The organism is Mycolicibacterium sp. 624, from assembly GCF_040548615.1.
GTDB lineage: Bacteria > Actinomycetota > Actinomycetes > Mycobacteriales > Mycobacteriaceae > Mycobacterium.
In genome coordinates this window covers 376707-393863 of the sequence record NZ_JBEPRZ010000005.1, presented here as the reverse complement: position 1 = coordinate 393863, position 17157 = coordinate 376707, and the positions used below count along the sequence as shown (strand labels likewise).

Annotated in this window: 20 protein-coding genes and 1 riboswitch; of the genes, 17 read left to right on the top strand and 3 right to left on the bottom strand. The window is 66.9% G+C overall.

Annotated elements, in window-relative coordinates:
* Positions 1-73 precede the first annotated feature (73 nt).
* Genes ABIA65_RS21500 through ABIA65_RS21445 form a run of 12 tightly spaced genes read left to right on the top strand, consistent with a single transcriptional unit; the run spans position 74 to position 8947 of the window.
* A complete protein-coding gene (locus ABIA65_RS21500) occupies positions 74-1441 on the top strand; it encodes a glutamyl-tRNA reductase (protein WP_354524843.1) in 1368 nt (455 codons plus the stop codon).
* Positions 1442-1444: 3 nt separating this feature from the next.
* Positions 1445-2440 carry a hydroxymethylbilane synthase gene (gene hemC, locus ABIA65_RS21495; protein ID WP_354524842.1) on the top strand — a complete coding sequence of 332 codons (996 nt, stop codon included), beginning with the start codon at positions 1445-1447 and terminating at the stop codon, positions 2438-2440.
* Positions 2441-2443: 3 nt separating this feature from the next.
* Positions 2444-4096, top strand: a complete 1653-nt coding sequence (locus ABIA65_RS21490) for a bifunctional uroporphyrinogen-III C-methyltransferase/uroporphyrinogen-III synthase (protein ID WP_241401142.1) — start codon at positions 2444-2446, stop codon at positions 4094-4096.
* Positions 4097-4114: 18 nt separating this feature from the next.
* Positions 4115-5095, top strand: a complete 981-nt coding sequence (gene hemB, locus ABIA65_RS21485) for a porphobilinogen synthase (protein WP_354524841.1) — start codon at positions 4115-4117, stop codon at positions 5093-5095.
* A complete protein-coding gene (locus ABIA65_RS21480) occupies positions 5092-5517 on the top strand; it encodes a hypothetical protein (protein WP_354524840.1) in 426 nt (141 codons plus the stop codon). Before hemB ends, ABIA65_RS21480 begins: the two co-directional genes overlap by 4 nt.
* 11 nt (positions 5518-5528) lie before the next feature.
* The gene (locus ABIA65_RS21475; protein WP_354524839.1) at positions 5529-5924 is read left to right on the top strand and encodes a hypothetical protein; all 396 of its coding nucleotides are present in this window, start codon (positions 5529-5531) and stop codon (positions 5922-5924) included.
* Positions 5921-6409: a transport-regulating membrane protein Mce1N gene (mce1N, locus tag ABIA65_RS21470; protein ID WP_241401138.1), complete on the top strand. Its 489-nt coding sequence runs from the start codon at positions 5921-5923 to the stop codon at positions 6407-6409. The genes ABIA65_RS21475 and mce1N overlap by 4 nt, the downstream gene beginning before the upstream one ends.
* Positions 6406-6645, top strand: a complete 240-nt coding sequence (locus ABIA65_RS21465) for a hypothetical protein (protein ID WP_241401137.1) — start codon at positions 6406-6408, stop codon at positions 6643-6645. Before mce1N ends, ABIA65_RS21465 begins: the two co-directional genes overlap by 4 nt.
* Positions 6646-6697: 52 nt before the next feature.
* The gene (locus tag ABIA65_RS21460; RefSeq protein ID WP_241401136.1) at positions 6698-7567 is read left to right on the top strand and encodes an oxygenase MpaB family protein; all 870 of its coding nucleotides are present in this window, start codon (positions 6698-6700) and stop codon (positions 7565-7567) included.
* Complete coding sequence (locus ABIA65_RS21455; protein ID WP_241401135.1) at positions 7554-8147, top strand: TetR/AcrR family transcriptional regulator; 594 nt, start codon at positions 7554-7556, stop codon at positions 8145-8147. Before ABIA65_RS21460 ends, ABIA65_RS21455 begins: the two co-directional genes overlap by 14 nt.
* A 42-nt stretch (positions 8148-8189) precedes the next feature.
* Entirely contained in the window at positions 8190-8432 is a 243-nt protein-coding gene (locus ABIA65_RS21450) for a hypothetical protein (protein ID WP_241401134.1), read from the top strand.
* 29 nt (positions 8433-8461) lie between these two features.
* Positions 8462-8947, top strand: a complete 486-nt coding sequence (locus tag ABIA65_RS21445) for a pyridoxamine 5'-phosphate oxidase family protein (protein ID WP_241401133.1) — start codon at positions 8462-8464, stop codon at positions 8945-8947.
* A gap of 28 nt (positions 8948-8975) precedes the next feature.
* On the opposite strand, the gene ABIA65_RS21440 is transcribed toward ABIA65_RS21445, so the two are convergent.
* Together ABIA65_RS21440 and ABIA65_RS21435 are read right to left on the bottom strand one after the other, a co-directional pair.
* Positions 8976-9293, bottom strand: a complete 318-nt coding sequence (locus ABIA65_RS21440) for a DMT family transporter (protein WP_241401132.1) — start codon at positions 9291-9293, stop codon at positions 8976-8978.
* Positions 9294-9304: 11 nt separating this feature from the next.
* A riboswitch (guanidine-III (ykkC-III) riboswitch) is annotated at positions 9305-9369 on the bottom strand.
* Between the two features lie 92 nt (positions 9370-9461).
* Positions 9462-10427 (bottom strand): YobF C-terminal domain-containing protein, encoded by a 966-nt coding sequence (locus ABIA65_RS21435; protein WP_354524838.1) that lies wholly within the window; start codon positions 10425-10427, stop codon positions 9462-9464.
* Positions 10428-10559: 132 nt separating this feature from the next.
* Here ABIA65_RS21435 and ABIA65_RS21430 point away from each other — a divergent pair, with 132 nt between their 5' ends.
* The 5 genes from ABIA65_RS21430 to ABIA65_RS21410 all read left to right on the top strand — a co-directional run bounded on the left by ABIA65_RS21430 (position 10560) and on the right by ABIA65_RS21410 (position 14845).
* Positions 10560-10967, top strand: coding sequence for a RidA family protein (locus ABIA65_RS21430; protein WP_354524837.1), 408 nt, complete (start codon positions 10560-10562; stop codon positions 10965-10967).
* A gap of 170 nt (positions 10968-11137) precedes the next feature.
* Complete coding sequence (locus tag ABIA65_RS21425; RefSeq protein WP_241405842.1) at positions 11138-11659, top strand: hypothetical protein; 522 nt, start codon at positions 11138-11140, stop codon at positions 11657-11659.
* Complete coding sequence (locus ABIA65_RS21420; RefSeq protein ID WP_354524836.1) at positions 11656-12993, top strand: Dyp-type peroxidase; 1338 nt, start codon at positions 11656-11658, stop codon at positions 12991-12993. The genes ABIA65_RS21425 and ABIA65_RS21420 overlap by 4 nt, the downstream gene beginning before the upstream one ends.
* On the top strand, positions 12990-14003 hold the full coding sequence (locus ABIA65_RS21415) for a hypothetical protein (RefSeq protein ID WP_354524835.1): 1014 nt from the start codon (positions 12990-12992) through the stop codon (positions 14001-14003). The genes ABIA65_RS21420 and ABIA65_RS21415 overlap by 4 nt, the downstream gene beginning before the upstream one ends.
* Positions 14003-14845: a bile acid:sodium symporter family protein gene (locus ABIA65_RS21410; protein ID WP_241401127.1), complete on the top strand. Its 843-nt coding sequence runs from the start codon at positions 14003-14005 to the stop codon at positions 14843-14845. Before ABIA65_RS21415 ends, ABIA65_RS21410 begins: the two co-directional genes overlap by 1 nt.
* Here the strand turns inward: ABIA65_RS21410 and ABIA65_RS21405 are convergent.
* A complete protein-coding gene (locus ABIA65_RS21405; RefSeq protein WP_354524834.1) occupies positions 14832-17102 on the bottom strand; it encodes a winged helix-turn-helix domain-containing protein in 2271 nt (756 codons plus the stop codon). The two genes, ABIA65_RS21410 and ABIA65_RS21405, sit on opposite strands and share 14 nt — an antisense overlap.
* Positions 17103-17157 lie beyond the last annotated feature (55 nt).

Here is a 17157-nt window from a genome sequence, read left to right as displayed (position 1 = left end):
GCTGAGTTACCGCTCAGCAAATTTGGTGCAAAGGCATGGCAACGACTACCTTCGAGGGCGTGGTGACGAGGCCATGAGCGTTCTGCTATTCGGGGTTTCGCACCGGAGTGCGCCCGTGTCCGTGCTTGAGCAATTGAGCACCGGCGAGTCCGATCAGGCCAAGATCGTCGACCAGCTCCTGCAGTCCGAGCTGGTGAGCGAGGCCATGATTCTCTCGACGTGCAACCGGGTCGAGGTGTACGCGGTCGTCGAGGCCTTCCACGGCGGCCTGTCGGTCGTCGGCCAGGTGCTCTCCGAGCATGCCGCGATGTCGCTGAGCGATCTCACCAAGTACGCATACGTGCGGTACGCCGAAGCCGCGGTGGAGCATCTCTTCGCCGTCGCCAGCGGCCTGGACTCCGCGGTGATCGGCGAGCAGCAGGTGCTCGGCCAGGTCCGCCGCTCCTATGCCGCCGCCGAGGCCAACCAGGCCGTCGGCCGGACGCTGCACGAGCTGTCCCAACGGGCCCTTTCGGTCGGCAAGCGCGTGCACTCCGAGACCGGTATCGACGCCGCAGGCGCCTCGGTGGTGTCGGTTGCCCTGGACATGGCCGACGGCAAGCTGGGCGGGCTCGCGGGCCGGACGGCGACCATCGTCGGCGCCGGTTCGATGGGCGCACTTGCCGCGGCCCATCTGATGCGCGCCGGGATCGGCCGCGTCCACATCGTGAACCGCTCGCTGCCCCGCGCGCAGCGGCTGGCGCAGAACCTCACCGAACAGGGCGTGGAGGCCTTCGCGGCGTCGCTGGACGACTTGTCGGACGCGCTGACGGACACCGATGTCGTCGTGAGCTGTACCGGGGCCGTCCGGCCCGTCGTGTCGCTGGCCGATGCGCACCGAGGCTTGGTCGGCCGACCGGAGAACTGCCAGTTGGTCATCTGCGATCTGGGCATGCCGCGTGACGTCGACCCCGCCGTCGCCGGACTGCCGGGCATCTACATGGTCGACATGGACCGGATCCAGCGTGAGCCGTCGGCGCGCGCCGCGGCAGCCGACGCCGAGGCGGCGCGCGTCATCGTCGCCACCGAGGTAGCCAACTACCTCGCGGGCCAGCGCATGGCCGAGGTCACCCCGACCGTCACCGCACTGCGGCAGCGCGCGGCCGATGTCGTCGAGGCCGAGTTGCTGCGGCTGGACAACAGGTTGCCGGGGCTGGACTCCACCCACCGCGACGAGGTGGCGCGCACCGTGCGTCGCGTCGTCGACAAGCTTCTGCACGCCCCGACGGTGCGGGTCAAACAGCTCGCCGGTGCGCCGGGCGGCGACAGCTATGCCGAGGCGCTACGCGAACTGTTCGAACTCGACCCGCAGGCCGTCGATGCGGTCGCGGGTAGTGAAACACCCTTCATCCCGGGCGATCCGATTCCGGCGCCCCGCACTGACTTAGACAGGACTGATTAGCGCTTGCCGACTTCAACAGGGTCTTCGCGCGAGCGCTCATCCGCCAGCAGTGACGACGCAGTCATCCGGATCGGAACCCGGGGCAGCCTACTGGCCACCACCCAGGCCGGTTTCATCAGAGACGCCGTAATCGCGCTGGGGCACCCCGCCGAACTCGTCATCGTGTCGACCGCGGGCGACCGCTCCAGCGCTCCGATCGCCGAGATCGGCGTCGGCGTCTTCACCGCGGCACTGCGCGAGGCCATCGACGACGGCACCGTGGACATGGCCGTGCACTCGTACAAGGATTTGCCGACCGCCCAGGACCCGCGCTTCGTCATCGCGGCCATACCGGTGCGCGAGGATCCCCGCGACGCCCTCGTCGCGCGCGACGGACTGGTGCTGGGGGAGTTGCCGGCAGGTTCAATTCTCGGCACGTCGAGCCCGCGACGGAGCGCGCAGCTTAAAGCACTGGGTCTCGGTTTGGAAATTCGCCCCCTACGAGGCAACCTAGACAGCAGGTTGAACAGGGTTACAAGCGGTGATCTCGACGGTATCGTCGTCGCCCGAGCGGGTTTGGCTCGCATCGGACGTGTAGGCGATATCACCGAGACAATCGAGCCGGTGCAGATGTTGCCAGCACCAGCTCAGGGAGCGCTCGCGGTGGAATGTCGCGCGGGTGATTCCAAGCTTGCCGCGCTGCTGTCGGCATTGGATGACGCCGACACACGCGCCGCGGTCACCGCAGAACGTGTCCTGCTCGCCGAACTGGAGGCGGGGTGCTCCGCGCCAGTGGGTGCGATCGCGGAAGTGGTCGAGTCCATTGACGAGGAGGGCAATGTCTTCGAAGAGCTGTCGCTGCGCGCATGCGTGGCGGCGCTGGACGGATCCGATGTGATCCGCGCGTCCGGCATCGGGACTCCCGATCGGGCACGAGAGCTAGGGCTCTCGGTGGCCGCGGAGTTGTTCGAGCTGGGAGCGCGAGATCTGTTGGTGCAGCGGACTGAAGAGCGGGAGTGAGAGATGACGACCCGAGGGCGTAAGCACAAGCCCGGCCGCATCACGTTCGTTGGCGCGGGACCGGGTGACCCCGGCCTGTTGACGACGCGTGCGCGTGCTGTGTTGACCAACGCCGCGATGGTGTTCGTCGACCCTGACGTACCGGAGGCGGTACTGACGTTGGTCGGTACGGAACTGCCTCCGCAGTCCGGGCCGCAGCCAGCCAAGCCGGGCGATGACGGCGACACGGCGGCCGAGGTTGTCGGCGCCGCACCTGGCCTGCCCAACGGAGTGGATGTGCGCCCCGCGCTGGGCGATCCGGCCGAGGTGGCCAAGACGCTGGTCAACGAGGCTCGCGCCGGCGTTGACGTCGTGCGACTGGTGGCAGGCGACCCGTTGTCGGTGGACGCGGTGCTGGCCGAGGTGAGCGCGGTGGCGCGCACGCAGACCCATTTCGAGATCGTGCCGGGCCTGCCCGCCACGACCGCGGTGCCGACCTACGCCGGTCTGCCGCTGGGCTCGTCGCACACCGTGGCCGACGTCCGCGGCGACGTGGACTGGGCCGCCCTCGCGGCGGCGCCCGGACCCCTGATCCTGCACGCCACGGCATCGCATCTGCCGGATGCCGCGCGCACGCTCATCGAGTTCGGCCTCACCGACAACACGCCGTGTGTCGTGACCGCCAATGGCACCACCTGCCAACAGCGTTCGGTGGAGACCACGCTGTCCGGTCTGCTCGACAAGGCCACGCTGGCCGGCAGCGAGCCCGCCGGGCCGCTGGCCGGGCCGCTCGTCGCGACCATCGGCAAGACGGTGGCCAACCGCGCGAAGCTGAACTGGTGGGAGAGCCGGGCCCTGTACGGCTGGACCGTGCTCGTGCCGCGTACCAAGGACCAGGCAGGCGAGATGAGCGACCGACTGGTCAGCCATGGCGCCCTGCCCGTCGAGGTGCCGACCATCGCCGTCGAGCCGCCGCGCAGCCCCGCGCAGATGGAGCGTGCGGTCAAGGGCCTGGTTGACGGCCGGTTCCAGTGGGTCGTCTTCACCTCCACCAACGCGGTTCGCGCGGTGTGGGAGAAGTTCAACGAGTTCGGTCTCGACGCCCGCGCGTTCTCCGGCGTCAAGATCGCATGCGTGGGTCAGGCCACCGCGGACCGCGTCCGCGAGTTCGGCATCAACCCCGAACTGGTGCCCGCGGGCGAGCAGTCCTCGCTGGGCCTGCTCGACGAGTTCCCGCCGTACGACGACATCTTCGACCCGGTCAACCGGGTTCTGTTGCCGCGTGCCGATATCGCCACCGAGACGCTGGCCGAGGGTCTGCGCGAACGCGGCTGGGAGATCGAGGACGTCACGGCCTACCGCACCGTGCGAGCGGCCCCGCCGCCGGCGCAGACGCGCGAGATGATCAAGACCGGTGGCTTCGACGCGGTGTGCTTCACGTCGAGTTCGACGGTCCGCAATCTCGTCGGCATCGCGGGCAAGCCGCACGCACGGACCATCGTGGCGTGCATCGGGCCCAAGACCGCCGAGACCGCAGCGGAGTTCGGCCTGCGCGTTGATGTGCAGCCCGAGAGCGCAGCGGTGGGACCGTTGGTCGAGGCACTGGCCGAGCACGCGGCCCGGTTGCGCGCCGAGGGTGCACTGCCGCCGCCGCGCAAGAAGAGCCGTCGCCGCTAGGGCTGTCGGACTTCTCCAGTGGCGTACCCCAGGCATCGGCCCCGACGGCTGCGCACCACTCCGGCGATGCGTCGCCTGGTGGCGCAAACATCCCTGGAGCCAAGGCATTTGGTTCTCCCGATGTTCGTCGCCGACGGTATCGACGAACCGCGCCCGATTGCGTCGATGCCCGGTGTCGTGCAACACACCCGGGACTCCCTGCGTCGCGCCGCCGCAGAAGCGGTGACCGCGGGGGTCGGTGGGCTGATGCTGTTCGGGGTGCCCCGCGACGAGGACAAGGACGCGACGGGATCGGTGGGCTCCGCGCCCGACGGCATCCTGAACGTCGCACTCGCTGACCTCGCCGCGGATCTTGGTGATGCGACGGTGCTCATGGCGGACACCTGCCTCGATGAGTTCACCGACCACGGGCACTGTGGTGTGCTGGATGGCTCGGGTCGGGTCGACAATGACGCCACCAATGATCGGTACGTCGAACTTGCTGTCGCGCAAGCGAATTCAGGTGCCCACGTGGTGGGGCCCAGCGGCATGATGGATGGCCAGGTCGCGGCCATCAGGGACGGCCTGGACGCCGCAGGGCACACCGACGTCGTGATCTTGGCGTACGCCGCGAAGTTCGCATCCGGTTTCTACGGCCCGTTCCGCGAGGCGGTGGGCTCGAGCCTGCACGGCGACCGGCGGACCTACCAGCAGGACGCGGGCAATGCCCGCGAGGCGCTGCACGAGATCGAACTGGACATCGCCGAGGGCGCCGACATCGTGATGGTGAAGCCGGCGATGGCCTACCTGGATCTGGTGCGCGCGGCGGCCGAGGTGTCGCCGGTGCCGGTCGCCGCCTACCAGGTATCGGGTGAGTACTCGATGATCAGCGCCGCTGCCGCCAACGGATGGATCGACCTGCCCACCGTCGCATTGGAGACGTTGGTCGGCATCCGGCGTGCGGGAGCCGACATCGTGCTGTCCTACTGGGCGGTCGACGCCGCCGGCTGGCTGGCGTGACCGAACCGAACGACCCGGCCGAAGCCCCACCCGGGGAGCGACCAGATGACGTCGCGACGGGCTTCTGGCTGTGGCTCGTTGCGTTGCCGCTGCTGGTGGCCGCATACGTCGTGGACCTTGTCGCCGTGTCCGTCGACGCCTGGTTCGTCACCGCTTTCGCCGGCTTCTTCGTGGTGGTGATCGCCGCGGTGGCGCTGACCTTCATGCTGCTGATGCGGCAGGGCTACGCGTGGGCGCGGACGCTGCTCAGCGGCGGCGGTGCCGCGTCGGTGGTGTACGTGATCGGAAACCTGTTCACAGTGGACCGTCCGCCGGTGGCCGCACTGCTGTACGCGGTCTGCGCGATCGTCGGCTCGGTGCTGATCATCGGCGGTATCTACCTGCTGCACCGCAAGGACGCTCAGGCCTTCTTCACCCGTTAGGCTGGCCCGATATGTCCGCAACGCCGCCGAATCCGTCGACCCGGCCCCGAATCGTCGACATCGCGTTCTGGTGCTGGGTCTCCGGCGCGGTCCTGACCGCTGCGCTCGGGATGCTGACGCTGAGCCAGGGCGGGCATCCGTTCATCTACGCCGCTGGCGGGTTGTTGATCGCCGCAGGCCTCGGGCAGGGCTATCTGGCTGGCCGGGCGCGCGGGCGTGAGGGCAAGTTTGCGGGCGCAGCCGTGGGCCTGGCGATGGCGTCGGTTGCGTTTCTGGCCCTGTTGCTGCTGTTCGGCGCGGGTGCCGTGGTCATCTGCATCGTCGCCGTCACGATGGCGCTGCTGATCGCCGGTTCGGTGGCCGTGCAGCGTGGGGTGGCGCAGGAATGGTTCGAAGGAGCATCGTGAACACCGAGTCCCAGCCGTCCGTGGCGGCCCCCGATGTTCTCTTTCGTGAACCCGGCGCGACCTGGTGGTGGGTGGCGGCCGGACCCGCGTCGGGTGCGGCGATGCTGCTGATCCAGGTCTGGACCGGCTACGGCATCGACTTTCTGGTGCCCATCGTTTTCCTCCTGCTGGTGACAGGCTTCCTATCCGTCCAGGTGAAGGCTGCGCGCATTCACACCTCAGTCGAGCTGACGGCCGAGTATCTGCGGCAGGGCGCCGAGACGATCCGCATCAGTGAGATCGTCAGGATCTATCCGGAGCCCTCGGGCCAGGAGACTCAGAAGTGGCAGTCTGCACGGGCACTCGGCGAGCTGACCGGAGTGCCGCGGGGGCGTACCGGTATCGGCTTGAAGATGACGAATGACCGCACCGCGCAGGCCTGGGCACGCAAGCATCGCGCACTGCGGGCGGCGCTGAGCGCGCTGGTCATCGAGAACACGCCATGAGGGGTGGCATCCGCGCGGTGCTGGAGCTGATCCTGGCCGCCGCCGCGAGCGCCGCGGGTGTGTACTTCTGGGTGGCGGCGCGGACGACCGAGATGGCCCCGCCGGTGTTGCCGAATGAGCCGTCGCAGGTCACGGCTGTTTACTACCCGCCATTGATAGTGCTGTCCCTGCTGTTCGTCACGGTCGCCGGGGTGTTCGCCGTGATCGGCGTCGCCCGGCTTCGTGGCAGTGAGTGAGCCTTCTCACACCTCCTTTGGTACAAAGTGCGAATTCTGTAACACTGTCCCCATGACTGAACTCGCCGAGAACGCGCAGCAGGCGGACGCCCTTCCACTTGGCCCCGAATCCCTGGTCTGGCGGTACTTCGGGGACAACCGGATGTACCTGATCGGCCCTCGGCCCGCCGTCCTGCAGAACATGCTCGCCGAACTCGGTCAGGGCGTCCTGGATCACTCGGTGTTCTTCTCCGACACCGCGGCGCGGATCAAGCGCTCGCTTCCGCCGATCTACCGGACCGTCTACGGCAGCGATGACGCCAACGAGGGCACGCGGGTGCGCGACTTCCACCGCGATATCAAGGGCGATATGCCCGCAGGCCCGGATGGGTCCGTCGAGCGGTATCACGCCCTGGATCCGGAGACCTACTTCTGGGCGCACGCGACGTTCGTCGAGCAGGTCCTGTACTTCGCGGACACCTTCGTCAAACGTCTCACCGAGGCCGAGAGGGAACAGATCTACCTCGAGTCCAAGACCTGGTACCGCCGCTACGGCGTCAGCGACCGGCCGATGCCGGCAACCTATGCCGACTTCGAGAGGTACTGGGACCGGATGATGGACGAGATCCTGGTGCCCCACCAGACGGCGAAGTACGGCGTCGGCTATGTCACCAAGGGATTCCCGCGACCGAAGGGTGTCTCCGAGCTGACGTGGCGGCTGGTGTCGCCGTTGTTCAACCCGGTGGCCGCCTTCATCACCACCGGCGGTATGCCGCCGCGCGCCCGGGACATGCTCGGGCTGCCCTGGAGCGACCGCAAGGAGAAGGCGTATCAGGGGTTCGCGGCGCTATGGCGGTCACATGCGGTGAACTGGTTGTGGGATCGTCTACCTATGACGGTGCGCTACAACAAGTTCGCGCAAGAGGGCTATGGCCGGGTCTGACGCGTCCACCGAGGCAATCCTCGACGCGGCGCTCGCCGAGTTCGAACGGCACGGCTACCGCCGCGTCGCACTCGATGACGTCGCGCGGCGGGCAGGAGTCAGCCGCACCACGATCTACCGGCGCTTCGCCAACCGTGACGAACTGGTCGGCGCGGTGGTCGAACGCGAGAATGTGGCACTGTTCGCCGATATCGCCGACGAGTTGAACCGCGCAAAGCCACAGACCAGCTACTACGTCGAGGCGTTCACATGGTCGATCCTGGCGTTCCGCCGCCATCGGGTGCTCAACCAGATGATCACCGATGAACCCGCGCTGGTGCTCGAGCTGGCCCACCGGCACTGGCCCGCCGCGATCGAGCGGATGGGCGAGGCGCTGCGGGTGATCTTCCCGCCGGGCTTCGCCGACCGCATCGGTCCCGACGTCGTCGACGATCTGGCCGACACCATCCTGCGGTATGCGGCGTCGTTGCTGCTGCTGCCCAGTGCGCAGCCGCTCGAGGAGGCCGAGGACATCCGCGCGTATGCCACCCGGCACTTCCTGCCGAGCCTGCCCGCGGCACTCCGAGCGGTACCGGTCTAGCCCACCCTGTTTCGTGTCCCGCACATTCGGGCAGCCAGGGATATGTCCAATGACGAGCGTGCGGCCAACGAAGACCAGCACATCACAGAGAAGCCTGAAGTCACCGAAGAGCATCACGACCGGGCCAAGAAGATGATGGACGCGTACGACGACCAGCGTCCCACCATCACGCTGCCCGGAAGCGGCGGCACGGTCGCGGGTACCGCAGTCAACGAATGGGTCGACGACGACGGCAACCCCAAGTACGGCGACGTGGATAGGGGCGGCGCACAGGACGACTCCTAGACCAGTTGGCGCAACTAAGGTGGGTCAGTGTGACGCCACTCGAACAGATCGCACCCGCCTTCGTCGACATGGCCCACTCCATCGTGTGGGCGTCGGTGGCGACCGTCGACCGCGACGGCAGGCCCCGCAGCCGAATCCTGCACCCGATCTGGGAGTGGGACGGCACCGATCTGGTGGGCTGGATCGCCACCGTGCCGACACCGCTCAAGCATGCCCACCTTCATGCCCACCCCGAGGTGTCGCTGAGCTACTGGACGACCACCCACGACACCTGCAGCGCGGAGTGCACGGCCCAGTTCTACGTCGACGATGAGACGTGCAAAGCGGTGTGGGAGAAGTTCGCCAACGCTCCCGAGCCCGTCGGCTACGACCCGCGCATCATCCCGATGTGGAGCGACGGCCCGACGTCGGAGGAGTTCGCGGTGCTGAGGCTGCACCCATACCGACTGCGGGTGATGGCGGGCACGGTGATGACGAAGGGGCAGGGCGCGCCGCTGTTGTGGCACCAGGCCTGACGCACCACCGGCGGCAGCATCCGGCGCCTCAGTGGCCCACCACCTTCAGGCCCGTGACGCACGCGACCACGCCAAGCATTAACAGCACCTTAACCAGTGATGCGGTCTCGCTGCCGGTCAGCATCGCGTATGCGACGGTCAGCACCGCGCCGATGCCAACCCATATCGCGTAGCTGGTACCCACCGGCAGATCGCGCATCGCGATCGCCAGTCCGCCCATCGAGAAGAACAGGGCCACACCGAAAACCACGGATGGTCCGAGCCTGGTGAAGCCCTCGGACTTGCCGAGCGCCGTCGCCCAGACTGCTTCCAGAACGCCCGACGCCAAGAGAATGAGCCAGGACATCACACACCTCCAACACAACCGTCTTGTCGCTGGCCGGGTACGGTGTGGCTCGTCCGGTGTCATGTGATGACCATTCCAGGATAGCAACGTCAGAGCCTCGGCTAGGTGTGACTTTGGCAACCGCGCCAGCCTGCGGATGAATCTCTTTGTTGCAGTGCGAAATCGCTGCTACGGCCACGCGCCCGGTTCAAGTCCGGCGCGTAGCTCGTCGTAGGTGGGCGCCACCGCCCTAAGTGTCGCTGCGACTCTCGCGTTGTCACCCACCACCAGTGGATGCTGGAGCGATCCGACCAGTCGCGCCTGTTCCGTGAGAGTGGCAGCGGCTTGCGGGAATTCAGCGCGACGCAGGCATGCTGCTGCATCGGCGAGGCGACGTGCGCCGACCCGCACCGCGAAGGCGGTGAGATGATCACGCAGCTCATCGTCGATACCGCCTTCGACTGCCTCGGCGAGGGCGAGCGCCGCGTCGGCGTTGGCGAAGTGGCCGGCTGGCATGTCGGTGGCGGAAACCGCGCTGAGGCGATCGCGGGCGAAGCGGATCGACGCGCGGATGGTCTCGGTGTCACTGATTGTGGTGAGTCGAACGAAATCGGTGCGCATCGTGTAGGGCTCGCCGTAGTCGATGGTCTCGGCCCGCCAGGCTGCCGTGAAGTCCGCCAGCGGGATACGCGCGTAGGGATAGCCCTGCGGGTCGTGGACTGTGGCCGCGTCATCGTCGATGCGCAGCACGATGATGAAGTGGTCGGCGCCGATCGGCCCGACCTTGCCAGGCTGGTGGCGAAGGTATCCCATCTCGACGGGTCCGACCAGCGCCGGGCCGAAGTTCAATTGCGCGGTGAGACGGTCCAGTGCGTCGGCACTGTCACCTCCGGCGGTGGTAGTGGCAGTCCAGCCAAGGTTCGCCAGCGCCTCGTTCAGGCCGATGTCAGGAGTCCACCCGTATGGGTCGAAAAACGGTGTCCCATCCACCAATTGCATGCCGAACGCACTGCCCGTCGCGGTCTCGATGACGGCGGTGTCCGCTGAGTTGGCGCCCATCATGGTTGCCAGGCAGTTTGTGTAGCAATATGGTCCGGACCCGATGTAGGGAACCGCGAGGTTATCGTCGGGAGGCGTCTGCGTTCGACTCTGCATCCCGCTACGTTGGCAGTTTTCGGCCGAAAACGACACTGGTTCGGTGTCACACAAATGCGTTGTGTGAATTGCGCTCCCGCGCATAGACTGCGCCACACTGCAGACCAACTCTTCGTCCGCGAAAGGGCCGGGATGGCGAATTCCGTCACACTAATCCGATCGGCCGAGTTGTCCGGCGTTGCCGAATATGCCTATGTGGCAGCGGTGTCGGCTGGTGCACGGCGGATCTTCCTCGCCGGCGCGTGCCCACTGAATGAGGATGGGTCCACTGCCGCGGTGGGCAGCTACGCGGGTCAGGCCGCAAAGGCGTTGGAGAACTTGCTGATCGCACTCGGCGCCGCCGGAGCGACGATCGAGGACGTGGTCAGAACGCGCGTGCTGGTCGCGTCTACTCGGCAGGCCGATCTCGTGTCGGCGTGGGAAGTGGTTCGTGATGCCTTCGGTGAGCACGACGTACCGAGCACACTCATGGGTGTCACCGTTCTCGGCTACGACGACCAGTTGGTCGAGATTGAAGCGGTCGCGGCAGTCGCGAAGTAGGGCAGCCCGTCGCGCCCCAGAACCGAAGTCCGCGCGTCGTCAGATTTCCCCTTTTCTGGGGGACGACGCGGGAGTTTTCCGAGCCTAGCGTCGTTCCCATGAGTCACAGCAGAGATCTGAATGATGCGGTCAACGACGGAAATGATGCGGTCTGGTCGCGGCCGGCGGCGATGGCGATCCCGAAGGAAGGCTATTTCGAACTCACTCGGGGGCGGTACGGCCCGGTCTATCCCCGCACGCCCGCTTGTTACGGCTTCAACATCATCGCCAAGGTGCTCGAGGGCCACGGGCAGGCAATCCGCGACTACGGCAAGCAACTCGAGGCGGCGGTCGCCGCGCAACCTGACGTGCTCGCCCCACTGAAGCTGCACTACCTGCGCTGGCAGCTTTTCGACGTCGGATCCGGTCTGCACTTCCAGTATCAGGGGATCTTCGACACCGACTTCGATAAATACACCGAGGATGCCGTCAAGCTGTTCAGCTCGACCGGGATCACCACGGCGTTCACCCACCTGGAGGGCTTCCCGGAGGACTGGAAGACCAACCCCGAGGCATTCATCATGTTCGTTCGCGACCACCAGGTGCCCAGCTTCCTGGAGTATGGCGAATACCCGTACGTCACATCTGAGGAGGTCAAGAAGGCGCTTCGGCTCAAGGCCGCATTCTCCGACATGTTGGACCAGATGCAATGACCGACCTCGAATTCGACGATATCCAGCACATCATGCTGACCGGGACGCCCCACCTGACCGGTCGGTACGAGTTCCTGTCCTTCGACACCCCAGAAGCGGGGCGCGCCTGGCTGGCCGAGATGGTTCCGCTGGTGCAGTCGGCCACCGATGTCCGCGAGACGGTCAACGTCTTCAAGCGGTGGGTCAACCTGGCCTTCACCTGGTCCGGACTGCGCGCCCTTGGTCTGGACGACGAGGCGCTGGCGTCGTTCCCCGACGAGTTCCGGGAGGGGATGGCGTCCCGGGCCGACATCCTCGGGGATACCGGTGCGGCCGCACCCGAACACTGGGTCGGCGGGCTCGCGGACGACGGTCTGCACGCGATCGTCATCCTGTTCGCCCGGGACGAAGAGGAACGCGTGCGGTGCGTCGGCGAACACGATGCACTGCTGGCCCGCTGCCCCGGCGTGCGGTCACTGTCACATCTGGACTTGGCCGCCACCGCGCCATTCGAATACGACCACGATCACTTCGGGTACCGCGATCCGGTGTCTCAGCCGCAGATGAGAGGTTCCGGGGAGGTACTGATACCCGGCTCGGGCGGGTGGCTGGAACCGGGAGAGTTCCTCCTCGGCTACCCCGACGAGGATCACCTGGTCGCGAATCAGCCGAGACCCGACGTGCTTTCGCGCAACGGCAGCTACATGGCCTACCGCCGACTCGAGGAACATGTCGGGGCATTTCGGGACTACCTGCGGCAGAACGCCGACGGCGCCGAGGGCGAGGAGTTGCTGGCCGCCAAATTCATGGGGCGCTGGCGCAGCGGTGCACCGTTGGCACTGGCACCGGATCACGACGATCCGGAACTGGGTGCCGATCCGATGCGTAACAACGATTTCGACTACGGCGAAATGGATCCGCACGGCTATGCCTGTCCGCTCGGAGCCCACGCCCGCAGGCTCAACCCCCGTGACACCGAGCCGAATCCGAATAGGCGCAGGCTGATCCGGCGCAGCGGCACCTACGGCCCCGCACTGCCCGAAGGCGTCGCCGACGACGGTGTCGAACGCGGTGTCGGGATGTTCCTGATCTGCGCAAGCCTCGTCCGTCAGTTCGAGTTCGCCCAGAACGTCTGGGTCAACGACACGTCGTTCAAAGGCCTCGGCAACGAGCACGACCCCATTTGCGGCACTCAGGACGGCACGCTGGACTTCACGATCCCCAAGCGGCCGATCCGCAAGGTGCACAAGGGGTTGCCCGCATTCACCACGTTGCGCGGTGGGGCGTACTTCTTCCTGCCCGGCCTGAGCGCGCTGCGTTACCTGACCACAATCGGAATGAAGGAGACAGCATGACCACCAAGCCATTCGCCCGCACCTACAACCAGGCCCACATCGAGCGGCCGCGCAACGGCAAACGACGCGTCAGCATCTACTGGTCGTGGAGCTATCCCTGGGAGGCCCAGCGCGACCCGGCGGAGCTGTACAACCGGTTCTCCACGGTCACCGAGGTGCGACTCGCGACGTGGCCGGCCTACGAGACGCCCGAGTACACCGCCAAGGAGTTCCTGCAGGGTATCGACGGAACGTTGGAACTGTTCCACCGCTCGTCCTTGGCATTTCAGAACGTCGCCGGCGAAGCGACCGGGCATCCGGTGGCGGTGTTCCAGCGGGTCGATCAGGCCGGATACCGGTTGCCCATCGATGAGCGCATCCTGGACGACACCGACACCCTGATGATCTTCGGCCTGGACCACCTGCTCGGCGACGAGGCCGCCACCGCAGAGGAGATCGCCGCGATCCAACAGTGGTTGAAGCGCGAGGGCACCTGCCTGATGCTGGCACCGCACCATGACGTCGGGTTCACCGACGACAAAGAGCAGCAGCAGATGGAGTACCTGCACCACCGCGATCCACTGACACCGCGGATACAGCGCTTCAGCGGCTATGCCCGGTCGCTGTTGACCGGACTGAATATCCCGGTACACAACACCTGGGGGCTGCGTCCGGCCACGGTCGAGGGCACCAAACAGATTGTGCCGCTCACGCGATTCCACGATCTGGACTCCGCAGGCCTGCTGCGCGACGTCACGACGCTGGCCCTGCATCCACACCTGCCGCACTATGCGCTCACCGCGCCGGAGGGGCCGGACCTGCGAGTGCTGGGTCGCCAGTTGATCGACCAGACCCGGCCGCATCCGTTCACGTTGGCAGGCAACACTGAGTTCAACGCAATGATCCACATGCCGCCGTCCGGTGACCGCGCCGGCGACATCGTGTTGGTCGACTCAACCCATTTCACGACACTGTTCGGTGCCAGTGACAGCCTGAAGTCCTTCTGGCGCAACCTTGTAACGATGGCCTGATGGGAGGCGGAGTAAACGATCTCCTGCTCCGAGGCTCGAGTGTCGCCGTCGTCTTCTTCGTCGTATCGAGCACCCTGGCGGTCGGTCTGGGCTTGACCGTCAGTCAGATCCTGGCCCCGCTCAAGAACATTCGTCTGGTCGTGCTGGCCCTCGCGGCGAACTTCGTGCTGGCGCCGCTGGCCGCGTTCGGGCTGTGGCAGGTGTTCGATCTGGACGATCCGCTCGGGATCGGCCTGCTGTTGTGCGGGCTCGCAGCCGGCGCGCCGTTCTTGATCAAGCTCGCCGAGTTCGCGAAGGCCGACGTGGCCTTCGCGGTGGGTCTGATGGTGCTGTTGATGGTGGTCACCGTGGGCTATGTGCCGCTGATCCTGCCGATCTTCGTCTCGGGCGCCGAGGTCAACCCAGCCCAGATCGCTACGTCTCTCGTGGTGCTGATGCTCATCCCGCTGGCCGCGGGCCTGCTGCTGCGGGCCCGCGGTCCCAGGGTGGCCGCCCGCCTCCAGCCCGTGATCGCGAAGGTGTCCACCGCCAGCATGATTCTTGTGATCGTGTTCACGATCGCTGCCCATTTCAACAGCGTGCTATCGGTTTTCGGCACGTTCGGCATCCTGGCGGCCATCGTGTACACAGTGATCTGCGCCGGGATCGGTTGGCTCATGGGCGGTCCCGGGACACGGGAGGTACTGGCGCTGGGGACCGCTCAGCGCAACGCCGCAGCGGCGTTCGTGGTGGCCGGGCAGAACTTCGATGATCCGAAGGTCGTCGTGATGATCACCGTGGTGTTGATCGCCGAGTTCCTGATGCTGTTGCCATTCGCTCGGATGATCGCTAGGCGTCGCTGAGCAGGCCGAGGCGCCTGGCCTCGGCCACCGCAGCCGTCCGGGAGGAGACTGCGAGCTTGCGGTAGATCGACTTGGTCTGACTCTTGACGGTCTCCCGGCTGACCGTCAACTCGCCGGCGATTCGCTGTAACGGCAGGTGAGTTGCCAAGTGCGGTAACAACCGTAGCTCCGCCGCCGTCAGCGCTGGCCGTCGTCCACGTGCGGCACGGGCCGCAGCAAGCGCGCGGGACTGCTCCAGCCAGCGTTCCACGCCGACGGCATCGGGCTCACGCCGGTGCGCGCGCTCTGCCCCGTCGAGGTGACGTTCGCAGAGCTCGGTGTCGTCGACATCTACTGCGGTACCCGCCACCAGCACATGTCCGAGCAGAGCAGTGCGGGCAGACAGATCGCCGAGTCGGTCGAGGAGACGCTCGGTCGCGCGTACGGCCGCCCTCGCCCCCGATATGTCACCGCGCCGCGCCCGAATCAGGCTGTCGACTGCATAGACCACGACCATCGGGACGTCATCGGACAGGTCCCGCGAGTCGGCGATCGCGCGGGCGTTGTTGCTGTGCGCGACAGCCGCGGTGAGGTCGCCGTCATCGAGGTCGAGCACGGCGAGATGCGCCAGCGCGGCGGCATGAAAGCCCGGCAGCTCATCGATCACAGGCAGGACCGACTCCAGCAGTGCCCGCGCCTGTACCGGATCCCCCAGCATGGACAACGCCGCACCCTTCATGGTGGTTGCCGCGCCCCACCATGGATTGACCAGGTGGTCGCCCGCATCGCGCACCGTGTCGGCATGGCGAACGACCTCACGCACGCCACCGACCCCGACCAGAGAGCCGATCAGCGCCGCCGCCACCTCGACCGACGGTGTCCCATCGGCGAGCGGCTCGCCGTGGTCGGCCGCACTGGCCATCAACAGCGAGCGCTGGATCAGGTCGGCGTCACCGGTGGTCACCCCCAGCCAGGCCCTCGCGATGGCGGCGTCGGGGTACTCGGTGAACGTCTGCTCGTCGAGCAGGCTGAGTCGCCGGGCCAGGATGCCCGCGCGCCCGTCGAAACCCAGCCGAACCGCGTCACCGCCCACCAGGGCGGCCGCACGCGCCCGGTCGTCCGCCGCCAGCGCCTGCACTAACGCGCCATCGATGTCACCTCCGCGCGCCAGCCGATCGGCGGCCTCGGTCGCCAGCATCCGAAACCTGGCTGGATCCCGATCTCGGAGCCGCGTGCGCAACAGGTCGCCGAACAGCTGGTGGTAGCGGTACCAGATACCCTGCGCATCAAGGGAAACCAGGAAGAGATTGCCCGACCGGGTGATCGCGTCGAGCATCGCGGCCGAATCATTGCGTCCGAGTACGGCATTCAGCTCATCGGCGCAGAATCGGTCGAGCACCGCCGACTCTATGAGGAACGCCGCGGTCGCGGGATCGAGGTGATTGAGCACCTCCTCGATCAGGTACTCGGCCACCAACCGGTGGCGACCGGTGAGGGCATCGGCGGTTGCGCCGTCGCGGAGCGCCAGGGCCGCCATGGTCACACCGGCGGCCCAGCCCTCGCACTTGGCGAGCACCTTGGCCACGGTTGACTTATCGGTATTGCCGCCGACCGCGGCGAATGCCGCGGCCCCTTCGGGACCGGACAGCTTCAGCTCCGGGACTCCGATCTCGACGAGGCCGCCCTGCAGTCGACGCCGCGCCAGGTCGAATGGCGGCACGTGACGGCCGACGAGCACCAGGGTCGCCGAGGTGGGGGCCATGTCCACCAGCGCCCGAAGCGCATCGACGCTGGCCGCCACCAGCTCGTGGACGTCGTCAAGCACCAGCACCATCGGCCCGCACTCCTCGAGCGCGGCCACGAACGCGGGCACCAGCTGTGTCTCTGCGGATCGGCCTGCACCGCGCAGGTAATCGAGGACCACAGGGTCGACGCGGTGAACCTGGTCCACCGCGGTGGCCAGGTGCAACAGCAGGTGCGCGGGATCGTTGTCGAGGTGATCGAGACGCACCCACGCGAAGGGGCGTTCGTCGGTGTCAGCCCACAGCGCCACCGAGGTGGTCTTCCCATATCCCGCCGGCGCGGTCACCACGACAAGCCCGTCGCGGGCCTCGCTAAGCATCCGAGTGACGGCCGGTCGTGGAACCATGGTCGCCGACACTGCCGGTCGTCCAAAGGTGGCCGCCGGAATGTGTGCGAGCCAGCCTCCCAACACCACCTGCCCATCGTAGGTCAGCGACGACGCAGCAATAGAGCCGTCGGCGTCCCTCTTCGACACAATCCGAGGCTCGACCACGGCAGAGTGGGTTCCTTAACCCGGCGAGAACTGCGCC

Coding starts and splice junctions, on each gene's coding strand:
- ABIA65_RS21500 (WP_354524843.1), top strand. CDS start 74: ATGAGCGTTCTGCTATTCGGGGTTTCGCACCGGAGTGCGCCCGTGTCC.
- ABIA65_RS21490 (WP_241401142.1), top strand. CDS start 2,444: ATGACGACCCGAGGGCGTAAGCACAAGCCCGGCCGCATCACGTTCGTT.
- ABIA65_RS21475 (WP_354524839.1), top strand. CDS start 5,529: ATGTCCGCAACGCCGCCGAATCCGTCGACCCGGCCCCGAATCGTCGAC.
- ABIA65_RS21465 (WP_241401137.1), top strand. CDS start 6,406: ATGAGGGGTGGCATCCGCGCGGTGCTGGAGCTGATCCTGGCCGCCGCC.
- ABIA65_RS21460 (WP_241401136.1), top strand. CDS start 6,698: ATGACTGAACTCGCCGAGAACGCGCAGCAGGCGGACGCCCTTCCACTT.
- ABIA65_RS21455 (WP_241401135.1), top strand. CDS start 7,554: ATGGCCGGGTCTGACGCGTCCACCGAGGCAATCCTCGACGCGGCGCTC.
- ABIA65_RS21450 (WP_241401134.1), top strand. CDS start 8,190: ATGTCCAATGACGAGCGTGCGGCCAACGAAGACCAGCACATCACAGAG.
- ABIA65_RS21440 (WP_241401132.1), bottom strand. CDS start 9,293: ATGTCCTGGCTCATTCTCTTGGCGTCGGGCGTTCTGGAAGCAGTCTGG.
- ABIA65_RS21435 (WP_354524838.1), bottom strand. CDS start 10,427: ATGCAGAGTCGAACGCAGACGCCTCCCGACGATAACCTCGCGGTTCCC.
- ABIA65_RS21430 (WP_354524837.1), top strand. CDS start 10,560: ATGGCGAATTCCGTCACACTAATCCGATCGGCCGAGTTGTCCGGCGTT.
- ABIA65_RS21425 (WP_241405842.1), top strand. CDS start 11,138: ATGGCGATCCCGAAGGAAGGCTATTTCGAACTCACTCGGGGGCGGTAC.
- ABIA65_RS21420 (WP_354524836.1), top strand. CDS start 11,656: ATGACCGACCTCGAATTCGACGATATCCAGCACATCATGCTGACCGGG.
- ABIA65_RS21415 (WP_354524835.1), top strand. CDS start 12,990: ATGACCACCAAGCCATTCGCCCGCACCTACAACCAGGCCCACATCGAG.
- ABIA65_RS21410 (WP_241401127.1), top strand. CDS start 14,003: ATGGGAGGCGGAGTAAACGATCTCCTGCTCCGAGGCTCGAGTGTCGCC.